Here is a 23,780-nt window from a genome sequence, read left to right as displayed (position 1 = left end):
TCACGGGCGTCGCGCCTCCGAGCGGAGCGCGAGCGCACTGAGGTTAACGCCGCGGTCGGCGCAGAATTCCCTGAGCCTGCCGCGCAGGATGACATCGGTGGCGAGCAGATCGTCGCGTGTGACCGCGCCGAGCAGCGCGTACACGGCCCGGGTGCGCAGCTTCCAGTCGTCGACGAGCGCGATGAGGCGCTCGGCGCCGCCAGATGCGCCGTCGCTGCCGATGGCGGCGAGGAAGGCGCCGGCGACGCCGACGGCCTGGGCGCCGGCGGCGAGCGCCTTCACCACGTCGAACGGCGTGCGAACGCCTCCCGATGCGAGCAGCGTCGGCGCGTTCCGCGGGGCGTCGAGCAGGCTCGCGAGCGCCGACTGACCGAAGCCGGCGAGCATCGCGTACTCGCCGGCCGAACGACGCGCGTTCTCGATCCGCAGGAAGTCGGTGCCGCCCCGGCCGCCGACATCGGCGATGCCGACGCCGATATCGGAGAGGTGCCGCAGCGCGCTGCGGCTGAGGCCGAAGCCGACCTCTTTCACGACGACGGGCACCGGCGAGGCGGCTGCGAGCTGCTCGACCGACGAGATCCACGACGAGAAGTCGCGCGAGCCCTCCGGCATCGCCGTCTCCTGCACCGCGTTGACGTGGATCTGCAGCGCGTTCGCGCCGAGCAGCTCGACGGCACGCGGAGCGTCGGAGGCGGGCCGGCCGACGCCGAGATTCGCCATGACGAAGCCGTCGGGGTTCTCGGCGCGGATCACGGCGAAACCCCGTGCAGCGTCTGGATCGTCGAGCGCGACCGATACGGAACCGCTGGCCATCGGCAGACCTGTCTCACGCGCTGCGATCGCGAGCTCGCGGTTGATGCGCGTGGTGCGATCGGTTCCGCCCGTCATCCCGTTGACGTAGAACGGCGTCTCCCAGTGCCATTCGCCGGCGGCGTGCTGAGGGCCGGCGCCGAAGGCGATGCCCACACCGAGATCGACGCGCTCGGCGTCGACGCCGTCGAGCGCCTGATGCACGAAGTCGAGGTCGTCGAATTCGTTGTGCGCGGCGCCGTCGCCCTGCTGTCCGAGCGCGAGGTCGACGTGCTCGTCTTTGCGGGCCGCGCGGGAGCCGTCGGTCTCGAGAGCGGGCGGAAGAGCTGCGGACACCTGGTCCGACTCGAGATCAGAATGCATCGACGCCTCCTGACGCGGGGTGCGGAGCGAGGCTGAGGCGACGGATGTCGTTGGCCTCCCACTCGCGCAAGATGGGGTCGGTCGCGAGATCCGCGTCCGCAAGCACGATACCGCAGTCGCCTCCGCCGGCTCCCGACGGCTTGCCCGCAGCCCCGTGGCGCTCGGCGATGTCGCAGAGCGCTTGCAGTTGCGGCGTCTCGATGGTGATGCCCGATGACGCGCTCAACCGCTGCAGCACTCGGCGAGCCCGTCCGATGACCTCGGGGGCTCCCGCCCCGCCCCGTCCGAATGCGTCGACGAGGGCGTCGACGAGAGCGCTGCTGTCTTCGATGAACGTCGCGTACGGTTGGACCGGTGTGCGGCTGTCCGAGGTGCGCACCTGCTCGACGAGCCGTTCAGTCGAGGCCGGAGATCCGGTCCAGCCCACGAGCAGCTGCACCGCGTCGGGGTGGTCGAGCCGCGTCACGCCGCTTCCGGCCCACTGCTGCGATGCCGCCAGCGCGGCGGAGACGCCGTGCGCGGCGCGGTGCGTGCGCAGTGCGCCCCGGTCGGGGGAGGCGTAGCGGATCCAGCCGCCGAAGGTGCTCGCCGCGAGGTCGCCGCCCGAAGCCGTTGGCGCGACCTCGATGGTCGCCAGCAGGGCGAGCTTGAAGCGGTCGACCCGGCTGAGGCCCAGACTGTAGAACTCGTCGAGCGCGGCGACGACGGCGACGGTCACCGCGGCCGACGAGCCGAGCCCGAACTTGCGGCCGCTGACATCGTCGAGTTCGCTGCTGATGTCGAGATCGTAATAGCGGGGCGGGAGGCTGAGCTCCGAGCGCAGCTGTTCGACGGCGGTGATCGCTGCGAAGACGTAGTCGTAGGGCTGGTGCTCGAGCACGATGCGGTCGTTCGCGTCGTCGCGCACCCATACGAGCGGGGAGCGGCCATAGGCGCTCGAACGCACGCGGCCCACCTGCGATCCCTCGGTGAGCTGCACCGTGATGTAGCGGTCGACCGCGACGATCACGGCGGGCTGCCCCGGATCGACGACGGCGTACTCGCCTGCGATGTAGAGCTTGCCGGGCGCGCGCTGCTCGATCATGCGCCGGCTCCGGGTCTGGCTTCCGCCGCCGCAGTCGCTCCCGCATCGATCAGGCGCGCGCCGTCGCCCGCGCCGACGAGCCGCACCGACCCGAAGCCCGCAAGGGCGTCGCGCAGGTCCTCCGCCTGCTCCGGCCGCACGATGACGGCGACGTTCGGGCCGGCGTCCGCAGTCGAGTACGCCTCGAGACCCTGCTCGCGCAATGCCGCGACCGCGTCGAAGACGGCGACGCTCGTGGGAGCGAGGTAGCGGATCGGCGGGTCGCACGACTGGATCACCGCGTGCATGCGCAGAGCGTGCGACTCGGTGATGCGTCCCACCCGGGTGAAATCGTCGGCGGCGCAGGCCTCGAGCATCGCCGCGAGCGACTCCTCGGTCGATGAGATCCACGCGGGGAAGAACGGCGAGGTGAGCGCGGTCCGCCGCATCGCCGCTCGGCTCGAGACGGCCTTCTGAGCGGTATCGACCGTGACGATCACCATCCGCATATCCGGTCCTGCAACGGCTTCGGCGTACGAATGCGCGTCGTCGCCGGCGTGCCAGACGGCGAGGCCGTCGACGAGGCTGCGCGATGCGGACCCGGATCCGCGGCGTGCGAGGCGGCTGAGGTCGCGGCGATCGAGATCGAGGCCGTACGCGGCGGCTGCGGCGGTCGCGAGGGCGGCGAACCCCGAGGCCGAAGACGCGAGCCCCGCCCCCGTCGGTGCCTCGTTCGTGGACGTGACGGTCGCACGGGTCTCGGATCCGGCGAGCTCGCGCACCCGGTCGAGGAACCGGGTGACCCGCCCTGTCGCGTCGGCGGTCGCGACCGCGCCATTCAGGCTGAACGTGTCGATGCCGGTGTCGGTGCCGGTGTCGGTGCCGGTCGCTGCGTCGAGCGCGACGGTCGTCGTCGTGGGGAAGGCGTCGAGCGTCAACGACAGGCTGCCGGCGACGGGCAGAATCAGATCCTCGTCCTGCTTGCCCCAGTACTTCACGAGGGCGATGTTCGGATACGCGCGGGCGGTTGCGGTCGTCATGCGGCGGGAACCTCCACGGTCCAGGTGCGTTCGGCGCCGGCGCCGCGCATGGCGACGCCGATCTGCTCGGCGTGTGCTTCGGAGTCGGCGACCGCGATGATGCAGCCGCCGAGCCCGCCTCCGGTGAGTTTCGCCCCGGTCGCGCCGGCGTCGCACGCGGCGGCGACGATCGCGTCGAGGCGATCCGAGCTGACGCCGACGCGATGCAGGATCGCGTGGGCTTCGCTCATCGCGGCGCCGACCGCACCGCGATCACCCGTAGCGAGATCGTCGATCGAGTGCTCCGCGATCTCGGCGAGTCGCGAGAGCAGGGCGTCGGTCGACGCCGGCTCGCGTGCGCGCAGCGCCTGCACGGATGCCACCGCCTGAGCGGTGGAGCCGGGGTGGCCGGTGTCTGCGAACGCGAGGATCAGCGGCTCGCCGATCCGGATCGGAGCCACCGAGCCGCGGTTGAACCGGATGGCTCCGGTCGCCGCCACGGTGCGGGCGTCGATGCCGCTCGGCGTGCCGTGGGCGACGCGCTCCGCCGTCTGAATGAGGTCGAAGAGCGTCTCGCTGTCGAGCTCGGCGCCCGCGAGGTCGAACGCGGCGCGCGCGATGGCGGCCGCGACCGCGGCGCTCGAGCCGAGGCCTCGCTCGTGCGGAATGGAGCTCGCGATGGTCACGGTCGCGCCGGGCCCCTCCGCGACCGCGCCGGCTGCGCTGCTGTTCGCGGCGGTGCTGCTGTTCGCGGCGGTGCTGCTGTTCGCTTCGCACCGCGCGAGTTCCGGGAGTCCGGCCCGCTCGAGGGCGGCGCGGATCACCGTGACGACCGGGGTGAGTCGCGCTGGCGCACCCGCGACCGGTCCCGTGTAGAGGGAGCTGGCGATCCGGAGCCCCGCAGCGCCGCCCACGTCGATCGTCGCCTCCGCCGTCAGGCTGTCGACGGGGATGGCGATGGCCGGGGCGCCGTAGACGACGGCGTGCTCGCCGAAGAGAATCGCTTTCGCATGCGCGGCGCCGACCCCGCGGCGCTCGCCCGCTGCCGGAACCGGGGATGCCTGAGCAGCGTGCGGTTCCACGCGGGGGGTCTGGGACATTCGGATCCGTTTCGGTCGACTCCCGGGGCGAAATCCGCGCTCGGGCACGCGTGAAGAGGGCCGGACACCTCCGTCCCCCTGCACGTCAGATCTCTTAGGGTATTCGCAACCGCCTGAAGATGCGACCCGGGGGCACTCGCCCGAGCGTGCGCTGACGTACGGGAACACCAGATGAGGCCCGAGTTCGCGCCGAAAATCCGCTGTCGGCGGACGCGGCGGGGTTGCGCAGCGCGCCGATTCGGTGAGTGTCGCGCACCAGCCTCCGGCGAACACGGCCTCCGGAGTGCATCGCGGCGCGCTATTCTCCGAAGCATGAGCATGGGTGGCGGGCCGGTCGGGAGGGGATCCCGCATCTCGGCGGGAGACGCCGAGCTGCAGCGCAAGCTGAACCGCGACGCTCCCGCCGTCGAGGGGCTCGGGCGGCGCATCGCCGCGCTGTTCCGGCCGTACCGCATGCAGCTCGTCGTCATCATCGCGCTGGTGCTGGTGTCTGCGGCGCTCGCCATCCTCCCGCCCCTGCTCACGCAGCGAGTGTTCGACGACGGCCTCTTCCCGCTCGACGGGGGCGGCCCGCATCTCGCAGTGCTCGCCTGGCTCGTCGGGGCGATGATCGCCGTCTTCATCGTCTCCTCCGGGCTCGGGATCGTGCAGACGCTCTTCACGGCGCGCGTCGGCAACCGGGTGATGGGCGACCTCAGAGTGAAACTCTTCTCCCACCTGCAATCGATGGAGCTCGGCTTCTTCACCCGCACGAAGACCGGTGTGATCCAGTCGCGCCTGCAGAACGACGTGGGCGGCGTCGCCAACGTGCTCACGAACACCGTGTCGAACATCATCGGCAACACCGTCACGGTCGTCGCCGCAGCGGTGGCCATGCTGCTGCTGAGCTGGCAGCTGACGCTGATCGCAGTCGTCGTCATGCCGATCCTCGTGATCGCGCAGCGCCGCGTCGGCCAGATCCGCGCCAAGATCGCGGGTCACACGCAGGAATCGCTGTCGGAGATGAGCGCGATCACGCAGGAGGCGCTCTCGATCTCCGGGGTGCTGCTCGCGAAGACCTACTCGCGGCAGAGCGCCGAGACCGAGCGGTACGCCGCCGAGAACCGCAACCAGATCGACCTGCAGGTGCGGCAGACGATGAGCGGGCAGCTGTTCTTCGCGCTCGTGCAGGTCTTTCTCTCCGCGGTGCCGGCGATCGTGTACCTGGTCTCGGGGTGGCTCATCGCACGCGGCCAGGGGGAGGGGTTCGACCCGGGCATCACCGCCGGCACCATCGTCGCGTTCACCACGGTGCAGTCGCGGCTGCTCTTCCCGCTCATCGCGCTCATGCGCATCACGCTCGACCTGCAGACCTCGCAGGCGCTGTTCGCCCGCATCTTCGAGTACCTCGACCTGAAGCCGGCCATCGTCGACGCCGCCGATGCCCGCGAGCCGTCGGATGAGCCCGGCCGCGCGGGCCGCATCGAGTTCGACTCCGTCTCCTTCCGCTACCCCGACGCGGGGCCCGACGATCGGCCCACGCTCGACTCCGTGTCGTTTCACGTGGAACCGGGGGAGTTCGTGGCCTTCGTCGGCGCATCCGGATCGGGCAAGACGACGATCGGGTCGCTCGTCCCCCGCCTGTACGACGCGACAGCGGGCAGCGTGCGCTACGGCGACGACGATGTGCGCGAACTGCGCCAGGAAGGGCTGATGGATCGCATCGGCGTGGTGACGCAGGAGCCCTACCTCTTCCACGCGTCGGTGCTGGCCAACCTGCAGTACGCGAAGCCCGACGCGTCACTGCACGAGGTGCAGGCCGCCGCCCGGCTCGCGAACATCCACGACACGATCGAGAGCTTCGCAGACGGATACGACACCATCGTGGGCGAGCGCGGCTACCGACTCTCGGGTGGCGAGAAGCAGCGCATCGCGATCGCCCGCGTGCTGCTCAAGAACCCGCGCGTGCTGGTGCTCGACGAAGCGACGAGCGCGCTCGACACCGTGAACGAGCGCATCGTGCAGCACGCCCTCGAGGATGCGCGAAGCGGCCGAACGACCATCGCGATCGCGCATCGCCTCTCGACGATCGTCGACGCCGACCGCATCTACGTCGTCGGCGGCGGGCGCATCCTGGAGCACGGCACGCATCAGCAGCTGCTCGCCCTCGGCGGCGCCTACGCCGAGCTCTACGACCAGCAGCAGTAGCGCCGCGCTCGCGGTTGCCCCACCCCACCCCCAATCTGCGAGCGGGGTCACTCTTCGTGCGTGTCGGCACCGCAACACCCACGAAGAGTGACCCCGCTCGCAGTTTTGGGTCGCTCGCAGAGGGGGTGAGGGCGGCGCGGCGGACGGCCGTGACTAGCCGCGGGCGGCGAGCAGATCCGCCCCCGTCAGCGAGGTCGCCACCGACAGGGTGACCCGCAGGGCCTCATCCGACGGAAGGCGGCCGGCCACGACGGGGATCGCGATCCCGTCTTCGACCGCGAGAATCGCGCGGGCCGTCTCCAGGGCTCCGTAGGGCAATCGCATCGTCCCCTCCGCGACGCCCTGGTCGAGGATCTCGCCGAAGAGTCGCAGCTGCTCGGCCTCGAATTCCAGCCCGGAGGCGACGATCCGCTCCCGCCTGATGGCGAGCGCGGAGAGCTCCATCAGCAGTACGGTGGCCGCGCGTGAGCTCGTGCCCGCGTGCGGAACGCCCAACGCGATGCACTCGACGAGGCGCTCTACCGCTGGTGCGATCTCGGAGACCTGCTGGCGGCGCCGCGTGAGGTACTGCTCGGTCGCCGTCTCATAGGTGTCGGCGTAGAGGTCGGCGAGATCCGGGTAGTAGTAGCTGACGGCAGCGGGGGTGAGCGATGCCGCCTCGGCGATGTCGACGAGGCGAGCGCCTGCCTGGCCCCGTTCGATGAGGAGACGGGATGTGACCGATACGAGCTCCCGCTTGCGTGCTTCTTGATTGCGCGGGCGGGCCATGGGTTCATTCTTCCAGACGCGCAGGCCGAGAGCGTTGACACGCGCGCATTAGTTATTTAAAGTTTCAGTAATTAATGGAAGGAAGGCTATGAGCCGATCACTCGGTGTTGCGCTGGTGCAGCACCACGCCACCACACTGTCCGATTTCGAGGAGCATCTCAGAAGGAGCACCGCCGCCCACCCCGAGATGACACTCTGGGTCTACCCCGAATTGCACCTCGACACCCCGGACGGTTCACCCGACGTCGAGCGCCTCGCCCGGCCACTCAGCGATGAGCGGTTCGTTCGGCTCGCCGCCCTCGCCGCCGAACTCGGGATCTGGCTCGTTCCCGGTTCCTTCTACGAGCGCGCCGAAGACGGCCGCGTGCACAACGCGGCAGTGGTGTTCGGTGCCGACGGCGACGTGCACGCGACGTACCGGAAGATCTTCCCGTGGCGCCCGGCAGAGGCCTGCGCTCCCGGCGGGGAGTTCACCGTCTTCGACATGCCGGGCTACGGCCGCATCGGCCTCTCCATCTGCTACGACATCTGGTTCCCGGAGCACGCACGCCACCTGGGGTGGGACGGGGCTGACCTCATCCTGAATCTGGTCCAGACCAACACGAGCGACCGCGATCAAGAGCTCGCGATCGTCCGCGGGAACGCGATCATGAACCAGGTGTGGATCGCCTCCGTGAACGCGGCCGCGCCGACGGGGCGGGGCCGGTCGCTCGTGGTGGATCCCGAGGGCGCGACCCGCATGAGCTCCGCGACCGCCGAACAGGAGATCCTCACCGCCGTGATCGATTTCGGGCAGGTGGAGGCGGTGCGAGCATTCGGCACCGCAGGAGTCTCCCGGCCCTGGTCGCAGTTCCGGGCGAGCGATGCTCCGATCGACCTCCCGCTGTACGGAGGGCGCATCACGCCGACGAATTGGACGCCCCGGCGAGCGGAGACGAACGCATGAGCGCCGACACCGCGCTGCAGACGGCGCAACCCGCGAAGCTTCTCCCGCGGCTCGGCCTGCTCGGCGTCGTGTTCTTCGGGCTCGCCTACATGTCCCCGAGCATCGTCACCTCGACCTTCGGCGTCGTCTCCGAGACGAGTCGGGGCGCCGCACCCACGGCGTACCTCGTGGCCACTGCGGCGATGCTCCTCACCGCGATCGCCTACGCGGTGCTCGCGCGGGCCTACCCCACTGCCGGCTCCGCCTACACCTACGTCGGCAAGACGCTCGGCCGCGTCGTGGGGTTCTTCGCGGGGTGGGTGATCCTGCTCGACTACCTGTTCCTGCCGATGGTGGCCTGGCTGATCCAGTCGACCTATCTGCACGCGCAGTTCCCGGGGATTCCGCTCTGGGTGTGGTTGCTCGTCAACGTGGGCGCGACGACGGTGATCAACCTGCTGGGCATCGCGCTCGCCGATCGCGTGAACATCGTCCTCACGATCACCGCGATGGCGTCCGTCGCCGCCCTCGTCATCGTGCTGCTCCTCTTCCTCGGCCGAGAGGCCGGCGGGGCTCCGTCGACCGCGATGTGGAACGATCAGACGAACATCGTCGCAGTCAGCTCGGCGGCCGCCGTCGCCGCGTACTCGTTCCTCGGCTTCGATGCGATCAGCACCCTGAGCGAGGAGACGAAGCACCCGCGGCGAGACATCCCTCGGGGAATCGTGCTGGCCGTGCTCATCGGCGGGTGCATCTTCGTCGGGGTGTCGTTCCTCATGCAGCTCGTGCACCCGGGCGGCGTGTTCGAGAACGCCGATACCGCGGGATACACCCTGTCGATCTTCGCCGGCGGCGCCGCGTTCACGAACGTCAACAATCTCGTGAGCGTGATCGCAGGATTCGGATCGGGCCTCGCCATCCAGGCCACATCGAGCCGCCTGCTCTTCGTGATGGGACGCGACGGCGTGCTTCCCCGCGCGGTGTTCGGGCGGCTCAGCTCCGCGTTCCGCGTGCCGTGGATCAACATCCTCCTCATCGGGGCGATCGGCATGCTGGGCATGCTCCTCGACATCGGCAAGGCGACGGCGTACATCAACTTCGGGGCCTTCCTGGCATTCGCGCTCGTGAACATCGCGTTCCTCGTCTGGATCTGGCGGAATGCCGCGCCCGCCCGGCCGATCGCGGTCACGGTGCTGCTGAGCGCGATCCCGGTCGCCGGCTTCGCGGTCGATCTGTATCTGTTCTCGAAGCTGCACCCGGAGGCGTACGCGATCGGCGGCGCATGGCTGCTGCTCGGCGTCGTCATGCTCGCCGTCGCGACGCGCGGCTTCCGGCGCCCCGTCCCGGTGCTCTCGGAGCGCTGAGCGGCCCGCCAGCCGTTCGCCGCCTCCTCCCCCCCCCCTGCGAGCGAGGTCACTCTTCGTGCGTGTCGAACCCGCAACACCCACGAAGAGTGACCCCGCTCGCAGTCTTCCGTTCCCCGCTCGCAGTCTCCCTTTCCCCGCTCGCAGTTTTGGGTGGGCGCAGGCGCACCCTGCGGCCGGCACCGTAGGATCGTGACCGTGCGGAACATCACCCAGTCACGGAAGCTCGCAGGGGTGCGCTACGACGTGCGCGGACCGATCCTCCAGGAGGCCGAGCGCCTCGAACGGGAGGGGCATCGGATCCTGAAGCTCAACATCGGCAACCCGGCGCCGTTCGGGTTCGAGGCGCCGCCCGAGATCGTCGAACGTCTGCAGGAGGCCCTCTCGGAGGCGCAGGGATACAGCGATTCGCGGGGCATCCTGCCGGCGCGCGAGGCCGTCGCGCGGTACTACTCGGAGGAGGGCGTCCCGGGCATCACCCCCGACGACGTGTTCATCGGCAACGGGGTGAGCGAGATGATCTCGCTGGTCGTGCAGGCGCTCGTCGATGAGGGCGACGAGATCCTGGTCCCGTCGCCCGACTATCCGTTGTGGACGGCGCAGGTCACCCTGTCGGGCGGCCTCGCGGTGCACTACCCCTGCGACGAGTCGAACGGGTGGATGCCCGATCTCGCAGCGATCGAGCGCCTCGTGACGCCCGCGACGAAGGGCATCGTGCTCATCAACCCGAACAATCCGACGGGCGCGGTGTACTCGGCCGAGCTGGTGCGCGGGTTCGCAGCGCTCGCCGAGCGGCACGGCATCGTGCTGATGGCCGACGAGATCTACGAGCGCATCCTGTACGACGGGGTGGAGCACGAGCACGCCGCGCTGCACGTGCGCGACACGCTCTGCCTCACCTTCAGCGGCCTCTCGAAGGCGCAGCGCGTGGCGGGCTACCGGGCGGGCTGGCTCGCGATCTCCGGCGACCGCGATCGCGCCCGAGACTTCCTCGAAGGCCTGCAGCTGCTCGCGAACATGCGCATGTGCGCGAACGTCCCCGCGCAGCACGCGATCCCCGTGGCGCTCTCGCCCGCCTCGAACTGGTCGGGCATCGCCGAGCTCTGCGCTCCGGGAGGGCGTCTCCGCGATCAGCGCGACACCGCGCACCGACTGCTCACCGAGATTCCCGGTGTGAGCTGCGAGCTGCCCGGAGGGGCGATGTATCTCTTCCCGCGGCTCGACCCCGAGGTGTATCCGATCGTCGACGATCAGCGGTTCGTCATCGACGTGCTGCGGGCGACCCATGTGCTGGTGACGAACGGCCGAGGGTTCAATCTGCCCACGCCGGATCACCTGCGCTTCGTGACCCTGCCGGCGATTCCGGTGCTCACCGAGGCGATCGGGCGCATCGGCGAGTATCTCGAGACGCGGCGGGCGTAGGCTGCCGCGGCCTCAGTGCGTGAGTGCAGGATCGGGAGAGACTGCGAACACGTACCCGCTCCAGCCGGTTGCAGCTGCGGTGATACCTGCGCGGATCGCGGCATCGGCTTCCGCCGCACGCGCCGAGAACGCGGGCGGCCGGTCGGCGAAGACGGCGCGATCCTCGGCGCCAGGCCAGACCGCGGCGGTGACGTTGTCGGTGGGTTCGGCGAGTTGCGTGCCGAGCATGAGGAACTGCTGATCCAGCGACGCGGCGCTCAGGAGGTCGAAGGCGCCTGCGGTAGCCGGCCCGACTCCGATGATGAGGTCGGGCGACTGCGAGTCGGCAGCGCCATCGAGCACTTGGGCGAGCGCCGTGCGCGGATCATCGGTGACGATCACCTCCGCACCGAAACGGTGTTCCGAAGCGAATCGCTGCATGGCGTCGGTCACGACGACCGATGGCGCATCACCCGTGGTGATCACGGTGACCTGCCAATCGGCGACCCAATCGGGGAGGGCGCCGAGCGAGGTCGCATCGAGGGTGGCCCCAGGTGCGAGAGGAGCAGGGGTCGGTTCGCTCGGACCACTGGGTTCGCTGGCGGATCCGCTTGTCGTCTCCGACCCGACCGGCGTCCCGGCTGATGAGACGCTGCACCCCGCCAGGCCGAGACCGAGTGCGACCGAAAGTGCTACCGCGCAGGTGTTCGTGCGCAATCGCTGACGCAGGAGTCGGTGCCGGAGTTGCTGCTCGAACATGGGTCATCTTCCTCGGGCCGATGAGCGGTGGGGTGGGATGGGGTGCGGCGGGGGTGCGGTGGGCGCGGAAACGCTGAAGCGGGGGCCGGGGGCGCAGAACGCCACCCGGCCCCCGCTCACGCATTACTGCTGAACTGCTTGCGCGCGTCGGCGGGCGAGCAGTACACGGGCGAGGATGAAGCCGCCCAGAGCGAGCAGACCGCCGGCGAGCGCGAGCGCTGCTGTTGCATCGTTCGCGCCGGTCGCCGCGAGGCCGCCGTTCGCGGTGCCTGCGGAATCTGCTGCGCCGTCTGCGATGGCTACCGCACCGGTGCTCGTGCCCGATCCTGCGCCTGCTGCCGTGCCGTTGGCCGCGCCAGTGGCAGACGCGCTCGCAGTGCCGGCAGCGGCGCCCGAGGCGTCCGCAACGCCGTCAGCGCCAGCGCCAGCGCCAGCGCCCGCACCCGCACCTGCATCGCTTGCCGCATCCGCTGCCGCCGCGGCCGTGACCTCGAACGGTGTGGAGAGCTCCGTGCCGTCGGCGCGGATGATGACGAGCTCGTGCGCGCCGACCTCGAACTCCGCGGGAATCTGCCACGTCAGTGAGAGTTCGCCCGCGGCGTCAGTGCTGAAGGAGCCCAGCGACACCGGTTCGGAGCGCACCTCGGCCAGGACCGTTTCGTTCGGTTCGAAACCGGCTCCCGTGACCGAGAGCGTGCCGCCCTGCGCGACGACCGAAGCGTCGAGCGCGACCTCGGGCTCGGGCTGCGGCTCGGGCTCGGGAGAGACGGGGCGTCCCTCGTGCTGCAGCGTCACCGTGTCGACGACGCTGTTCACCGCGTCCTCACCGTGCTGCTCGCTCCGCAGTGTGGTGACGGTGATCTCTGCATCGGTGATCGAGACGTTGGAGTAGTTGCGCACCTTCTCCTGGTTGATGACCGATGCGTACCAGGCCTCGGGATCCCTCACGTCGTAGTACTTCGAGCCGCTGGCGGAGTTCGCGGTGACGTAGAGCACGTCGCCATCCTTCGCGGTGACCACGGACTGCCCGGGCACCTCCTCGGCGTTCGCCAGCTCGCCGTCGTTCACCAGGAAGCTGCGCGTGTAGCTGTGATCGTGGCCCTGCAGCACGAGATCGAATCCAAGGTCGGAGATAATCTCGGGCAGCGCGGCGCGCAGATCCTTGATCTGGTTGTCGAAGACGTGCGATGCGACCGAGTAGATCGAGTGGTGGAAGGCGAGCACCTTCCACTTCGCATCGTCGCCGTGCTCGGCGACCACGCGGTTCATGAATTCGATGTGGCTGGCGGTGTCAGAGCTGTTGGAGTTGAGCACGACGTACAGCACGTCCTTGTACTCGAACCAGTAGTTGCCGCCCGACGACGTGGCGCTGGTGGCGGCACCCGAGTCGGGGTCGAGGTTGGGCACGGTGAAGTGCTGCTCGTAGGCCTTCGAGCCGACGTCATGGTTGCCGTTCACCGGAACGAGTGGGTACTCCTGCAACGCGCTCGGGGAGAGGAACGTCTCGTACTGGGCCTCGTTCGAGGCCGTGTTGACCTGGTCGCCCGACGAGAAGAGCAGTTCGGTCTCCGGGTAGGCGTTCAGAGCGACGTCCATGGTGTCGTTCCACCCGGCCTCGTCGGCGGACAGATTGCCGGATGCGCCGACCTGCGGGTCGCCGAAGAACAGGAAGCTGGTGTCGCCCGAGAACGCGGCGGTGGTGATCGGGGAGGCGGCCGACCAGCCGGAGGCATCGGAGCCGACGCGGTAGAGGTACCCGCTGCGCTCGCTGAGGTCGGTGAGCGTGACGCGGTGGTTGAACTCGCCACTGCTCGTCGCGCCGTCGCTCGCTGCGGCGAAGGTCTGCGCGCGCTCGACGGGGAACTCGGCACCGGACTTCGCAGCCTCGGTCGCGGCCGCGGGCGACGGCATGGTCGCCAGCTGCAGCGACTGTGCGGCGTCGCGGGGCGTGTACCAGGTCACGTTGCGGCTGGTCGCATCGGCGCCGATGGTCTGCACGACATCGGTCGGCAGAATCGGCGGCACCTCGTCGACCGCGATGAGTGACGAGAAGTCGAAGTAGATGTCTGAGCTCGTCGCGCGGTCCTGGTAGAGCGCGACTGCGATCGTGTTGGTGCCGGCTTCGAGCGTGTCGGCGGGAATCGAGAACGTCGAGGTCACCGGGTCGCCGCCCGAGTTGCCCGCGTACATGAGGTTGCGCTCGTTCTCGGGTGCGGCTTCGACGCGTTCATCGACGAAGCCGGCGACCTTCTCGCCGTTCACGAAGATCTGTACTGCGTCGTCATAGGTGACGCTCGCCTGCAGCTCTGCGGTGTCGGCGAGTTCGTCCGCGGTGATGTCGACGTTCGTGCGGAAGTGGTAGGTGCGCACCCCCACCTTCGAATCGCCGACGTAGTGGTTGAGCAGCGTCGTGACCGGGAACGATGCGCCGAGGCCGGTAGGGGCCCCGTTCTTCGCGCCGAAGGGAGCCACGCCCGTCTTGAACGTCGAGTCGTCGAACTCGCCCTGCGTCCAGGCGAGCCGGTCGGCCGAGCCCGCGGCCGGGTCGGTGTCATTGTCGGAGTAGGTCCACTGCGTCGACGCCGTATCGATGAGCGGGGCGTCTGGAACGGCGGCCGCGGCGAGGCCGGGAGCGACGAACGCCGGCGCGATGCCGGCGACCGCGGCGACCACGGCGAGGCCGGTGATGAACCGGCGTCGGATGGGGTGCGGAGAGCGATGATGCATGTGAGGTTTCGAGATCCTTCGCTGTTGACGTTGGCCCAGATTCGGGGCCGAGATCACGCTACGAGCGTCGATTGATCAGCGGGCGAACTGCGAATGACGGGCTGGGAACGGCGCATGGCCCTCAGGTGAACAGGTGCGCGGTGCTGGCAGACTGTGGAGCGTGAGCGTCAGAATCCTCGCCGTCGGCAAGAAGCACGAGAGCTGGGTGTCCGACGGCATCGGCCGGTACGAGAAGCGGCTGCGCAAGCCGTTCGACGCGGCGTGGCAGTTGCTGCCGCATTCGTCGCGGGAGGGCGATGCGGCCCGGGCCGAGGAGTCCGACCGGCTGCTCGGCAAGCTGGATCGCGACGCGTTCGTCGTGCTGCTCGACGAACGCGGCCGCAACGTCGACTCTCCGTCGCTCGCGCGCACCCTGCAGGGGGCGTTCGATTCGGGCAAAACGGTCACGGTGATCATCGGCGGCGCGTACGGCGTGGATGACCGGGTGCGGTCGCGCGCCGACTTCGTGTGGAGCCTGTCTCAGCTCGTCTTCCCGCACCAGCTCGTGCGCCTCATGCTCGTCGAGCAGTTGTATCGTTCGCAGGAGATATCGGCGAACCGCTCGTACCATCACGTGTGATGCGATCCGGATCGCCCGCAGTTCTCCGCTCTCCAGGAAGGTCCGCAATGCCGCGTTCGCCCCGCCTTGCCGTCGTCGGCAGCATCAACATCGATCTCATCGCTCGCACGGCGACGCTGCCGCGCCCCGGGGAGACGGTGGGCGGGGGAACCTTCTCACGATTGCCGGGCGGCAAGGGCGCGAATCAGGCGATCGCCGCCGCAGCGCTCGGCATCACGACTCGGATGATCGGCGCGGTGGGCGACGACCCGGATGGGGCGCTGGTGCGCGCCGCGCTCGTCGATGCCGGGGTGGAGGCGTCGGGGGTGCGCACGGCGAGCGAGCCGACCGGCGTGGCGCTGATCGGCATCGACGCCGCCGGGGAGAATCAGATCAGCGTGTGCCCCGGGGCGAATGCGGCGGTGGCGGTGTCGGCCGACGCGTTCGCCCCCGGTGAGGCGGTGCTCGTGCAGCTCGAGGTGCCGATGTCCGTCGTCGTCGATGCGGCGCGCGCCTGCACGGGTTTCTTCGCGGTCAACGCGGCTCCTGCGGCTGAGCTGCCGGCAGAGGTGCTGCAGCGCGCGGATCTCGTGATCGTGAATGAGACCGAGTTCGCGGCGATCCCGGCCCTGCACGGGGACCGGGCGGGCGGTGCTTCGGGTGCCGGTCGTGAGGCCGCGGGCGGCGACGCTCGCGCCGCCGGCCCGCTCGTGGCCGTCAGTCTTGGGGCCGATGGCGCGAAGCTGCTGCGCGACGGCGTCGTCGTGGCGCGTGCCTCGTCGCGGGCAGTGGCGGTGCGCAGCACCGTGGGCGCGGGTGACGCGTTCTGCGCCGCGCTCGTAGCGGCGCTCATCAGTGGTGTGCCGGAGGACGCGGCGCTCGCCGCAGCTTGCGCGGTCGGGGCCGCTGCGGTCGCCGATGAGCGCTCGCAGCCGGCGCTTCTGGCGTTGGAGGAGTATCTGCCGGAGTGAGCCAGGGTCAGACGGGGTGGCCCGGGGTGAGTCGCCTTCGTGCTGATGTCAGTGACGGGCCGTCACCGCGCGAGCAGAGGCGCTCCATATGACTGTTGGCGCGCCCCATGAATGTCGGTGGGTTCCGCGATCATCGACACATGATCCCCTTCCGCCTCTCAGCCCGGCTGCAACCGCGTTCGGCCGCGGCCCCTGCCCTCGCGGCCGTGGTCCCGCGCGCGGCGGTCGGCGCTGCGGTGTCGGCGCAGGAGGCCTCGCAGGGTGCGGTCGTCGTTCCCTGGCGGGTGGCTCAGCGGTCGGCGAGCGGGGTGATCGAAGTGGAGAACACGAGCGCGATGGCTCTGGATGCGGTCCGCTTCTCCCTCGCGGGCGATGGGCTGCTGGGCCTGTCGCTGCCGCGCACCGTGCTGCCCGGTGAGCGGCTGCGCGTAGTGCTGCGCGGCTCACGGGCCGAGGTCGCCTCCGGCGCTCCCGATGCGCTGCTCGTGCTGCGCTGGTTTCAGGCCGATGGAAGGGAGCTGCTGTGGCCTGTTCCGGTGAGTTGAGGGGTGCTCATCCGACCCCTCGCCCGACACGCCGAGACGTGTGTGGAAAGTGGAATTTTTTGGGGCCGACGACGTTGTGGATAAGTGAGGGAGAAGTGCGAAAACGCGCCGAAAGTTCTCCCCAATCCGGCTCCCGGATCCGGGAAAAGTCGGTGCAAAACTACATTGGTGTAACTACATCATGTTGTGGTCGGCCCCGGTGTGGTTCACTAGATGTAGTGCCTCGGACGGGGCGGAAGAGATTTTTACCGAAGGGCGTGACATGGCGATCACCGTATACACCAAGCCGTCGTGCGTACAGTGCACGGCGACCTACCGGGCGCTCGACAGCAAGGGCATCGAGTACGACATTCTCGATCTCTCACAAGACGAAACGGCGCTCGAAGCGGTGAAGGAGCTCGGCTACCTGCAGGCTCCCGTCGTGGTGACCGACGACGAGCACTGGTCGGGCTTCCGCCCCGACAAGATCTCGGAGCTCGCGGGTCGCCTCGCGTAAGGCTGATGGGACGGGGCGGGAACACGCATGGTTCTCGCCCCATTCAGTATTTTCGGCGCTGGAAGAAGGAGGAGCGCATGGCGGATCTCGTCTACTTCTCCAGCGTCTCCGGCAACACGCACCGGTTCGTCGAGAAGCTCGGCCGTCCGGCCGAGCGGATCCCGGTACGCGCGGGCGACGAGCCGCTCCGGGCGACCGAGCCCTACGTACTGCTGCTCCCCACATACGGAGGCGGCCCGGAAACACGGGCCGTGCCGAAGCAGGTCATCAAGTTCCTCAACGTCGAGGAGAACCGCAAGCACCTGCGCGGGGTGATCGCCGCGGGCAACACCAACTTCGGTGAGGCCTACGGAATCGCCGGCGACATCGTCGCCAGGAAGTGCCAAGTGCCCTTCCTCTACCGATTTGAACTCTTTGGAACGCCGGACGACGTCATCGCCGTCCAAGAAGGATTGGAACAGTTTTGGTCTCGACAGTAACAACGGCTGACACGGCACCTGCGGTGATGGAGCCCGGACTCGAATCGTCGAAGATCAGCGACATGGATTATCACGCGCTGAACGCGATGCTCAACCTCTACGACGCCGACGGGAACATTCAGTTCGACCGCGACCGAGAGGCTGCCCGTCAGTACTTCTTGCAGCACGTCAACCAGAACATGGTGTTCTTCCACAACTTCGAAGAGCGCATGCGCTACCTGATCGACAACGACTACTACGAGTCGGCACTGATCGAGCAGTACGGGGTGCCGTTCATCGAAGAGCTGACGAACGAAGCGTACGCGATGAAGTTCCGCTTCCCGACGTTCCTCGGCGCCTTCAAGTTCTTCACCTCCTACGCCCTGAAGACGTTCGACGGCAAGCGCTACCTCGAGCGCTTCGAGGACCGCGTCGTCATGTCGGCGCTCGGCCTCGCCGAGGGCGACCGTGAACTCGCCCGGGGACTCGTGCGGGAGATCGTGTCGGGCCGGTTCCAGCCGGCGACGCCCACCTTCCTGAACCTCGGCAAGGCGCAGCGCGGCGAGCTCGTCTCCTGCTTCCTGCTCCGCATCGAAGACAACATGGAGTCGATCTCGCGCGGCATCAACTCGTCGCTGCAGCTCTCGAAGCGCGGCGGCGGCGTCGCGCTCCTGCTCTCGAACATTCGCGAGACCGGGGCGCCGATCAAGAAGATCGAGAACCAGTCCTCCGGCATCATCCCCGTGATGAAGCTGCTCGAAGACAGCTTCAGCTACGCCAACCAGCTCGGCGCGCGTCAGGGCGCCGGCGCCGTCTACCTGTCGGCGCACCACCCCGACATCATGCGTTTCCTCGACACGAAGCGCGAGAACGCCGACGAGAAGATCCGCATCAAGACGCTGTCGCTCGGCGTCGTGATCCCCGACATCACGTTCGAACTCGCCAAGAAGGGCGAGGACATGTACCTGTTCTCGCCGTACGACGTCGAGCGCGTCTACGGCGTGCCCTTCGGCGACATCTCGATCTCCGAGAAGTACTCGGAGATGGTCGACGACGCGCGCATCAAGAAGACGAAGATCAACGCGCGCCACTTCTTCCAGACGATCGCCGAGCTGCAGTTCGAGTCGGGCTACCCCTACATCGTGTTCGAAGACACCGTGAACCGGGCGAACCCCATCAAGGGCCGCATCAACATGTCGAACCTGTGCTCCGAGATCCTCCAGGTCAACACGCCGACCACGTACAACGAGGACCTGAGCTACGGCGACATCGGCAAGGACATCTCCTGCAACCTCGGCTCGATGAACATCGCCGCGGCGATGGACGGCGGCAACCTCGGCGGCACCGTCGAACTCGCGATCCGCGCCCTCACCTCGGTCAGCGATCAGAGCCACATCTCCTCCGTGCGCTCGATCGAGGACGGCAACGATCAGTCGCACGCCATCGGCCTCGGCCAGATGAACCTGCACGGCTACCTCGCTCGTGAGCACGTGCACTACGGCTCGGAAGAGGGCATCGACTTCACGAACATCTACTTCTACACCGTGCTGTTCCACGCGCTGCAGGCCTCGAACCGCATCGCGATCGAACGAAAGAGCGTCTTCGGCGGTTTCGAGGACTCGCAGTACGCGTCGGGCGAGTTCTTCGACAAGTACACCGAGCAGGAGTGGGCGCCGGCGACGGCGCGCGTCGCCGAGCTGTTCCAGCAGGCGGGCATCGTGATCCCGAACCAGGCGGACTGGCTCGAGCTCAAGGCCAGCGTGATGCAGCACGGCATCTACAACCAGAACCTGCAGGCCGTGCCGCCGACCGGCTCGATCTCGTACATCAACAACTCGACGAGCTCGATCCACCCGATCGCGTCGAAGATCGAGATCCGCAAGGAAGGCAAGCTCGGGCGCGTGTACTACCCGGCTCCGTTCATGACGAACGAGAACCTCGAGTACTACACCGACGCGTACGAGATCGGCCCGGAGAAGATCATCGACACCTACGCCGCGGCCACGCAGCACGTCGATCAGGGCCTGTCGCTCACGCTGTTCTTCAAAGACACGGCGTCGACGCGCGACATCAACAAGGCGCAGATCTACGCATGGCGCAAGGGCATCAAGACGATCTACTACATCCGTCTGCGGCAGCTCGCGCTCGAGGGCACGGACATGTCGGAGTGCGTCAGCTGCATGCTGTGATGCGCCCAACCCGCGCATAGGTATCGAGAATCCACCGGAGTAGAGAGAACCCGATGAACTTCAAGCTGGGCCACGCCGTGCAGGCGATCAACTGGAACCGGATCCAAGACGACAAAGACCTCGAGGTCTGGAACCGTCTGGTCAACAACTTCTGGTTGCCCGAGAAGGTGCCGCTGTCGAACGACGTGCAGTCGTGGGCGACCCTGACCCCGCAGGAGCAGCTGCTCACCATGCGGGTGTTCACGGGCCTCACGCTGCTCGATACCATCCAGGGCACGGTCGGCGCCGTGTCGCTGATCCCCGACGCGATCACCCCTCACGAGGAGGCCGTCTACACGAACATCGCGTTCATGGAGTCGGTGCACGCGAAGAGTTACTCGTCGATCTTCTCGACGCTCTGCTCCACGCAGGAGATCGACGACGCGTTCCGCTGGTCGATGGAGAACCCGAATCTGCAGAAGAAGGCGCAGATCATCACCGACTACTACGAGGGTGACGATCCGCTGAAGCGCAAGGTCGCCTCGACGCTGCTCGAGTCCTTCCTCTTCTACTCCGGCTTCTACCTGCCGATGTACTGGTCGAGCCACGCCAAGCTCACCAACACGGCAGACCTGATCCGCCTCATCATCCGCGACGAGGCCGTGCACGGGTACTACATCGGCTACAAGTTCCAGAAGGGCCTCGAGAACGAGACCGAGGAGCGCCGCCAGGAGCTCAAGGACTACACGTTCTCGCTCATGTACGAGCTCTACGAGAACGAGGTCAAGTACACGGCCGACCTCTACGACCCCGTCGGCCTGACCGAGGACGTCAAGAAGTTCCTCCACTACAACGCCAACAAGGCGCTGATGAACCTCGGATACGAGCCGATGTTCCCGAAGGAGATGACCGACGTCAACCCGGCCATCCTGTCGTCGCTCTCACCCAACGCCGACGAGAACCACGACTTCTTCAGCGGCTCGGGCTCGTCGTACGTCATCGGCAAGGCCGTCGCCACCGAAGACGAGGACTGGGACTTCTAGACTGCAATGCTAGCTGGTGCGTTGGGCGCAATTGCCGCAAGTCTGACAGCGACGGTTTTTGTAGTGGGCTTCGCGTCAGTTAGAGTTCGAGCCCAGAGGGATCTCGCGATTTCGAGAACGGATTCTGCTCTTGCCACTTTGACTGGTGGAGGTTCGAACGGTGGCGTTACCGACCGGGAAGTTGAGAATACGGCAAGGGCCTTTCGAGATGCGCTTGTCGTTGACTCATTGGCAAGATCACTTCTCCTGCTTGCCTGGTTCATTTGGCTTGTGACGCTTGCCTTCGCGATTTTTGCGCTGCAGAGCTCAAGAATGCAATTCACTCCGTACCCTGCTGAATGGAGTATCGATGCGATCGGCGTGATTTTTGTCTTGGTAATTGCTCTCAGCATTTGCGTCGTGGGGTCGCTCGAGTACTGGTGGACTAAGAGTGATCTAAAAGATCGATCCACTAAAAGCGTCGCGGCGAGGGCATCAAGGGCCGTAAGCGAGTTTCGTTCAGGAGCGTCCGATTCAGCTCTCTCAACAGTTGAAGACTTAATTGTGGAGTTTGAGCGGTGGCCATGGCTCTATGCTTTCCGGGCCCGACTCCGTGCAGCAGACGTCGAACTTGCGTTACGGGATATTGACCGAGCACTAGAGTTTGACAAAAGTAATCTCCTCTACATGGTTCAGAAAGCGGAACTTCTCCTTTCCAGAGAGGACCCGACCGCCGCACTCGAGCTGTTGGAGCCGATGGTCAAAGACCACGCCTTTGAAGCCACAGTTCACCGTCTCTTCGGTGCCGCTTGCATGAGAGCGGGAAGGCGGGAGGATGCTCTTAGTTCTTTTGAATCTGCGGTTCGTCTCGACCCTCAGGATGTGGACGCTCATATGGGACGCGCGGAAGTTCGAGTGAGTGATGATGAGCACGTGTCCTTGAACCTCTCTGAACACCTTCGCACGATCGTCATGGATGACGGTGACGAGATTTCGGTTTCCACGGTGCGAGAAATGGCGGCCAGATCCTTAGGCGTACATGATGCAGAAGCTGCGGTCGCCGACCTGAACTTTGTGCTTCTTATGCGACCTAAGGACACGCATGCGCTGCTTCTAAGGGCGCGTGCTTTTATGTTTCTTGCAGATGAAGAAGCCTCAAAAAGTGACTTCACGGCTGCGCTAGACGCTGGGATCTCTCAGGCACAAGTTCATTTCGAAACAGCGATTGCTCTAATTGATCGGTCACTGTATGGTCGAGCGCTTGAAGAGCTGACACTCGCGGTCCGGGGGCTCGAAGGATTTCGGCAAAAGAGGGCCTTGTTTGCTAGAGCGATGCTGTTCGCTTACAAGGGTCAATTCGAAGATTCGTTAAGTGACTTCGAGGCGCTGGAAGCTCTCGAAGGTGACAAGTACCCTTCAGTCGGAATTTTGATCCATAAAGCCGAGACTCTCGTGCGGGCTGGGCAAATCGACGCCGGTATTTCGCTTTTCGAGCGTCTTACTACCCGTGCGCCCGAAGACCTGCACATTGTGAACACAAGGCAAAAAGTACTTCATCATGTTCAGCTTCATGATAGAGCTTTTGACATCGTGGCTAAGGATATCGAGCGAGGCGCTTTCAATGCGGAAACTTATCGGTTGCGCGCGAGCGGATATGTAGCGTGCCAGAGATTCGCATCCGCGCGAGACGATATTCATACTGCGTCTCTTCTTGAGACTCAGCCAGTGCGACTTGAGCTCGACCTTGCCCACCTCGCGAACTTGCGGGGAAACAGTGACGAGGAACTTCTGCACCTAAATTCAGCAGTTGCCTTGGCTGGTGCTGATGATTTTTTTGTTCTTGCAACGAGGTCTTCCTATTGGAAGAAGAATGGCGACTTGGACAACGCCTTAGCTGACATCGATCGAGCGATAGAGCTCTCTCCAAGAAAGGCCACCCTGCACGTAGAACGAGGGTGCATCCTAACCATGCTGGAGCGTCTTGAAGAGGCGTTGACGAGTATTAACTCAGCAATCGAGATCAACGCCGAGGCGATAACTGCGTTCGAGCACAGGGCAATCGTACATTCGGAGCGACGAGAATTTACTCAGGCAGAAGCCGACTTGGCCACGTGTATAGAGCTTGGCCAGAAGAGTGAAAAGTATGCCGCACAACGCGGACGTGATGCGTTCTCGCAACGACACTGGACGAAGTCTGCAGGCTTCTTAAGGGTCGCGCTTTCGACTGCGGACCTCTCGGAAGAAGTAACGGTGGATTTGAAATGGCACCTTGCGGCTGCGTACGACAACTTAGGTCAGTTCTCAGATGCGGAAATGCTCTTTAGGGAACTTTACGCAAAGACGAGTCAGGGTGAACATCAGATGTCACTCGGAATCACCCTGGCGCAGCAAGGTAAGTTGGCAGAGAGTGTTCAAGCCTTCACGAGTTTCCGTGATGCTGTCGAGGGAGATCCCGATGAGATCTTTGAATCTTCCATCAATAGTGAGTTTCTTCTCGAAGATGAAAAAGTTCGTGAAGCCTGGCGGAAGTCAGGAAGATGACAGGTTGAAGGCGATGCAACCGTCCTTCCGACTTTTCAACCGTGCCTAGGTACGAACTATGTCTCGCAAAATTCGACGTTTCCGAGCTACCGTTTCGAGCCCGTGACGCTTCTCCTCATTATTCCGCGATGGAGTCAGACGCGGCCAGCACCCGCTGCGTTTGTAAGCGCATGAGTTGTCTAGATGAAGAACCGACTCTACGAATGCGGAACACTCCGTGAGTAATCCGTCATGTCGAAGTATAAGAACGCGACCACCACGAGTCCGACCGACAGCACGAGCACTAGAGGACGTGCCTGCCGACTCCCTAAATCGCGATTCAAATAGACGGATGCAGGTAGGTCTAGCCCGGAACGCTCTCCACCGAGCCCTCCGTCGAACGGCGTTCAGCGCAGCGGGCCGAGCGTGCGGAGGCGCCGCTTTGGCTCGAACAGCCACCAATCGGCGCTCGGACAAATCGATGCGAACGCGTGGGTAAGGTTGTCGGTAAAAGAG

The 23,780-nt window shown here is 66.3% G+C and carries 19 protein-coding genes; 12 read left to right on the top strand and 7 right to left on the bottom strand.

Features of this window, described 5'->3' with window-relative positions; translation table 11 throughout:
- The 4 genes from fni to mvk are packed head-to-tail and all read right to left on the bottom strand — an operon-like array spanning window position 1 to window position 4,355.
- On the bottom strand, window positions 1-1,173 hold the full coding sequence (gene fni / locus JE033_RS07465; protein WP_200330476.1) for a type 2 isopentenyl-diphosphate Delta-isomerase: 1,173 nt from the start codon (window positions 1,171-1,173) through the stop codon (window positions 1-3).
- Window positions 1,163-2,257, bottom strand: coding sequence for a phosphomevalonate kinase (locus JE033_RS07460; protein ID WP_090146191.1), 1,095 nt, complete (start codon window positions 2,255-2,257; stop codon window positions 1,163-1,165). The genes fni and JE033_RS07460 overlap by 11 nt, the downstream gene beginning before the upstream one ends.
- Window positions 2,254-3,276: a diphosphomevalonate decarboxylase gene (gene mvaD, locus JE033_RS07455; protein ID WP_200330474.1), complete on the bottom strand. Its 1,023-nt coding sequence runs from the start codon at window positions 3,274-3,276 to the stop codon at window positions 2,254-2,256. The genes JE033_RS07460 and mvaD overlap by 4 nt, the downstream gene beginning before the upstream one ends.
- Window positions 3,273-4,355, bottom strand: coding sequence for a mevalonate kinase (gene mvk, locus JE033_RS07450; RefSeq protein ID WP_200330472.1), 1,083 nt, complete (start codon window positions 4,353-4,355; stop codon window positions 3,273-3,275). Before mvk ends, mvaD begins: the two co-directional genes overlap by 4 nt.
- A gap of 318 nt (window positions 4,356-4,673) precedes the next feature.
- Here mvk and JE033_RS07445 point away from each other — a divergent pair, with 318 nt between their 5' ends.
- Window positions 4,674-6,542, top strand: coding sequence for an ABC transporter ATP-binding protein (locus JE033_RS07445; protein WP_090146197.1), 1,869 nt, complete (start codon window positions 4,674-4,676; stop codon window positions 6,540-6,542).
- Between the two features lie 153 nt (window positions 6,543-6,695).
- Here JE033_RS07445 and JE033_RS07440 read toward each other — a convergent pair whose 3' ends face one another.
- Window positions 6,696-7,310, bottom strand: a complete 615-nt coding sequence (locus JE033_RS07440; protein ID WP_200330470.1) for a TetR/AcrR family transcriptional regulator — start codon at window positions 7,308-7,310, stop codon at window positions 6,696-6,698.
- An 88-nt stretch (window positions 7,311-7,398) separates the two neighbouring features.
- Here JE033_RS07440 and JE033_RS07435 point away from each other — a divergent pair, with 88 nt between their 5' ends.
- The 3 genes from JE033_RS07435 (at window position 7,399) to JE033_RS07425 (ending at window position 11,021) form a co-directional block, all read left to right on the top strand.
- Window positions 7,399-8,256: a carbon-nitrogen hydrolase family protein gene (locus tag JE033_RS07435; RefSeq protein WP_200330468.1), complete on the top strand. Its 858-nt coding sequence runs from the start codon at window positions 7,399-7,401 to the stop codon at window positions 8,254-8,256.
- A complete protein-coding gene (locus tag JE033_RS07430) occupies window positions 8,253-9,599 on the top strand; it encodes an APC family permease (protein WP_200330466.1) in 1,347 nt (448 codons plus the stop codon). Before JE033_RS07435 ends, JE033_RS07430 begins: the two co-directional genes overlap by 4 nt.
- Window positions 9,600-9,797: 198 nt before the next feature.
- Window positions 9,798-11,021, top strand: a complete 1,224-nt coding sequence (locus tag JE033_RS07425) for a pyridoxal phosphate-dependent aminotransferase (RefSeq protein ID WP_176698257.1) — start codon at window positions 9,798-9,800, stop codon at window positions 11,019-11,021.
- A gap of 12 nt (window positions 11,022-11,033) precedes the next feature.
- Here JE033_RS07425 and JE033_RS07420 read toward each other — a convergent pair whose 3' ends face one another.
- Together JE033_RS07420 and JE033_RS07415 are read right to left on the bottom strand one after the other, a co-directional pair.
- Window positions 11,034-11,759, bottom strand: a complete 726-nt coding sequence (locus JE033_RS07420; RefSeq protein WP_200330464.1) for a hypothetical protein — start codon at window positions 11,757-11,759, stop codon at window positions 11,034-11,036.
- A 123-nt stretch (window positions 11,760-11,882) separates the two neighbouring features.
- A complete protein-coding gene (locus tag JE033_RS07415; RefSeq protein WP_200330462.1) occupies window positions 11,883-14,486 on the bottom strand; it encodes a metallophosphoesterase family protein in 2,604 nt (867 codons plus the stop codon).
- A gap of 160 nt (window positions 14,487-14,646) precedes the next feature.
- Here JE033_RS07415 and JE033_RS07410 point away from each other — a divergent pair, with 160 nt between their 5' ends.
- The 8 genes from JE033_RS07410 (at window position 14,647) to JE033_RS07375 (ending at window position 23,285) form a co-directional block, all read left to right on the top strand.
- A complete protein-coding gene (locus JE033_RS07410) occupies window positions 14,647-15,105 on the top strand; it encodes a 23S rRNA (pseudouridine(1915)-N(3))-methyltransferase RlmH (protein ID WP_200330460.1) in 459 nt (152 codons plus the stop codon).
- Window positions 15,106-15,152: 47 nt separating this feature from the next.
- Window positions 15,153-16,055 (top strand): PfkB family carbohydrate kinase, encoded by a 903-nt coding sequence (locus JE033_RS07405; protein WP_200330458.1) that lies wholly within the window; start codon window positions 15,153-15,155, stop codon window positions 16,053-16,055.
- A 140-nt stretch (window positions 16,056-16,195) separates the two neighbouring features.
- A complete protein-coding gene (locus JE033_RS07400) occupies window positions 16,196-16,600 on the top strand; it encodes a hypothetical protein (protein WP_200330456.1) in 405 nt (134 codons plus the stop codon).
- A 262-nt stretch (window positions 16,601-16,862) separates the two neighbouring features.
- Window positions 16,863-17,096, top strand: a complete 234-nt coding sequence (gene nrdH / locus JE033_RS07395) for a glutaredoxin-like protein NrdH (protein ID WP_090146211.1) — start codon at window positions 16,863-16,865, stop codon at window positions 17,094-17,096.
- Between the two features lie 77 nt (window positions 17,097-17,173).
- Entirely contained in the window at window positions 17,174-17,575 is a 402-nt protein-coding gene (gene nrdI, locus JE033_RS07390; protein ID WP_090146214.1) for a class Ib ribonucleoside-diphosphate reductase assembly flavoprotein NrdI, read from the top strand.
- Between the two features lie 26 nt (window positions 17,576-17,601).
- Window positions 17,602-19,743: a class 1b ribonucleoside-diphosphate reductase subunit alpha gene (gene nrdE, locus JE033_RS07385; protein ID WP_090146217.1), complete on the top strand. Its 2,142-nt coding sequence runs from the start codon at window positions 17,602-17,604 to the stop codon at window positions 19,741-19,743.
- 53 nt (window positions 19,744-19,796) lie between these two features.
- Complete coding sequence (gene nrdF, locus JE033_RS07380; protein ID WP_010155851.1) at window positions 19,797-20,765, top strand: class 1b ribonucleoside-diphosphate reductase subunit beta; 969 nt, start codon at window positions 19,797-19,799, stop codon at window positions 20,763-20,765.
- Between the two features lie 6 nt (window positions 20,766-20,771).
- On the top strand, window positions 20,772-23,285 hold the full coding sequence (locus tag JE033_RS07375) for a tetratricopeptide repeat protein (protein ID WP_200330454.1): 2,514 nt from the start codon (window positions 20,772-20,774) through the stop codon (window positions 23,283-23,285).
- Window positions 23,286-23,780 lie beyond the last annotated feature (495 nt).

It is taken from the genome of Leucobacter sp. L43 (assembly GCF_016597785.1).
Lineage (GTDB): Bacteria > Actinomycetota > Actinomycetes > Actinomycetales > Microbacteriaceae > Leucobacter > Leucobacter alluvii.
Note: the sequence above shows the minus strand (reverse complement) of the source record. Positions and strands in the feature narration are given on the sequence as shown.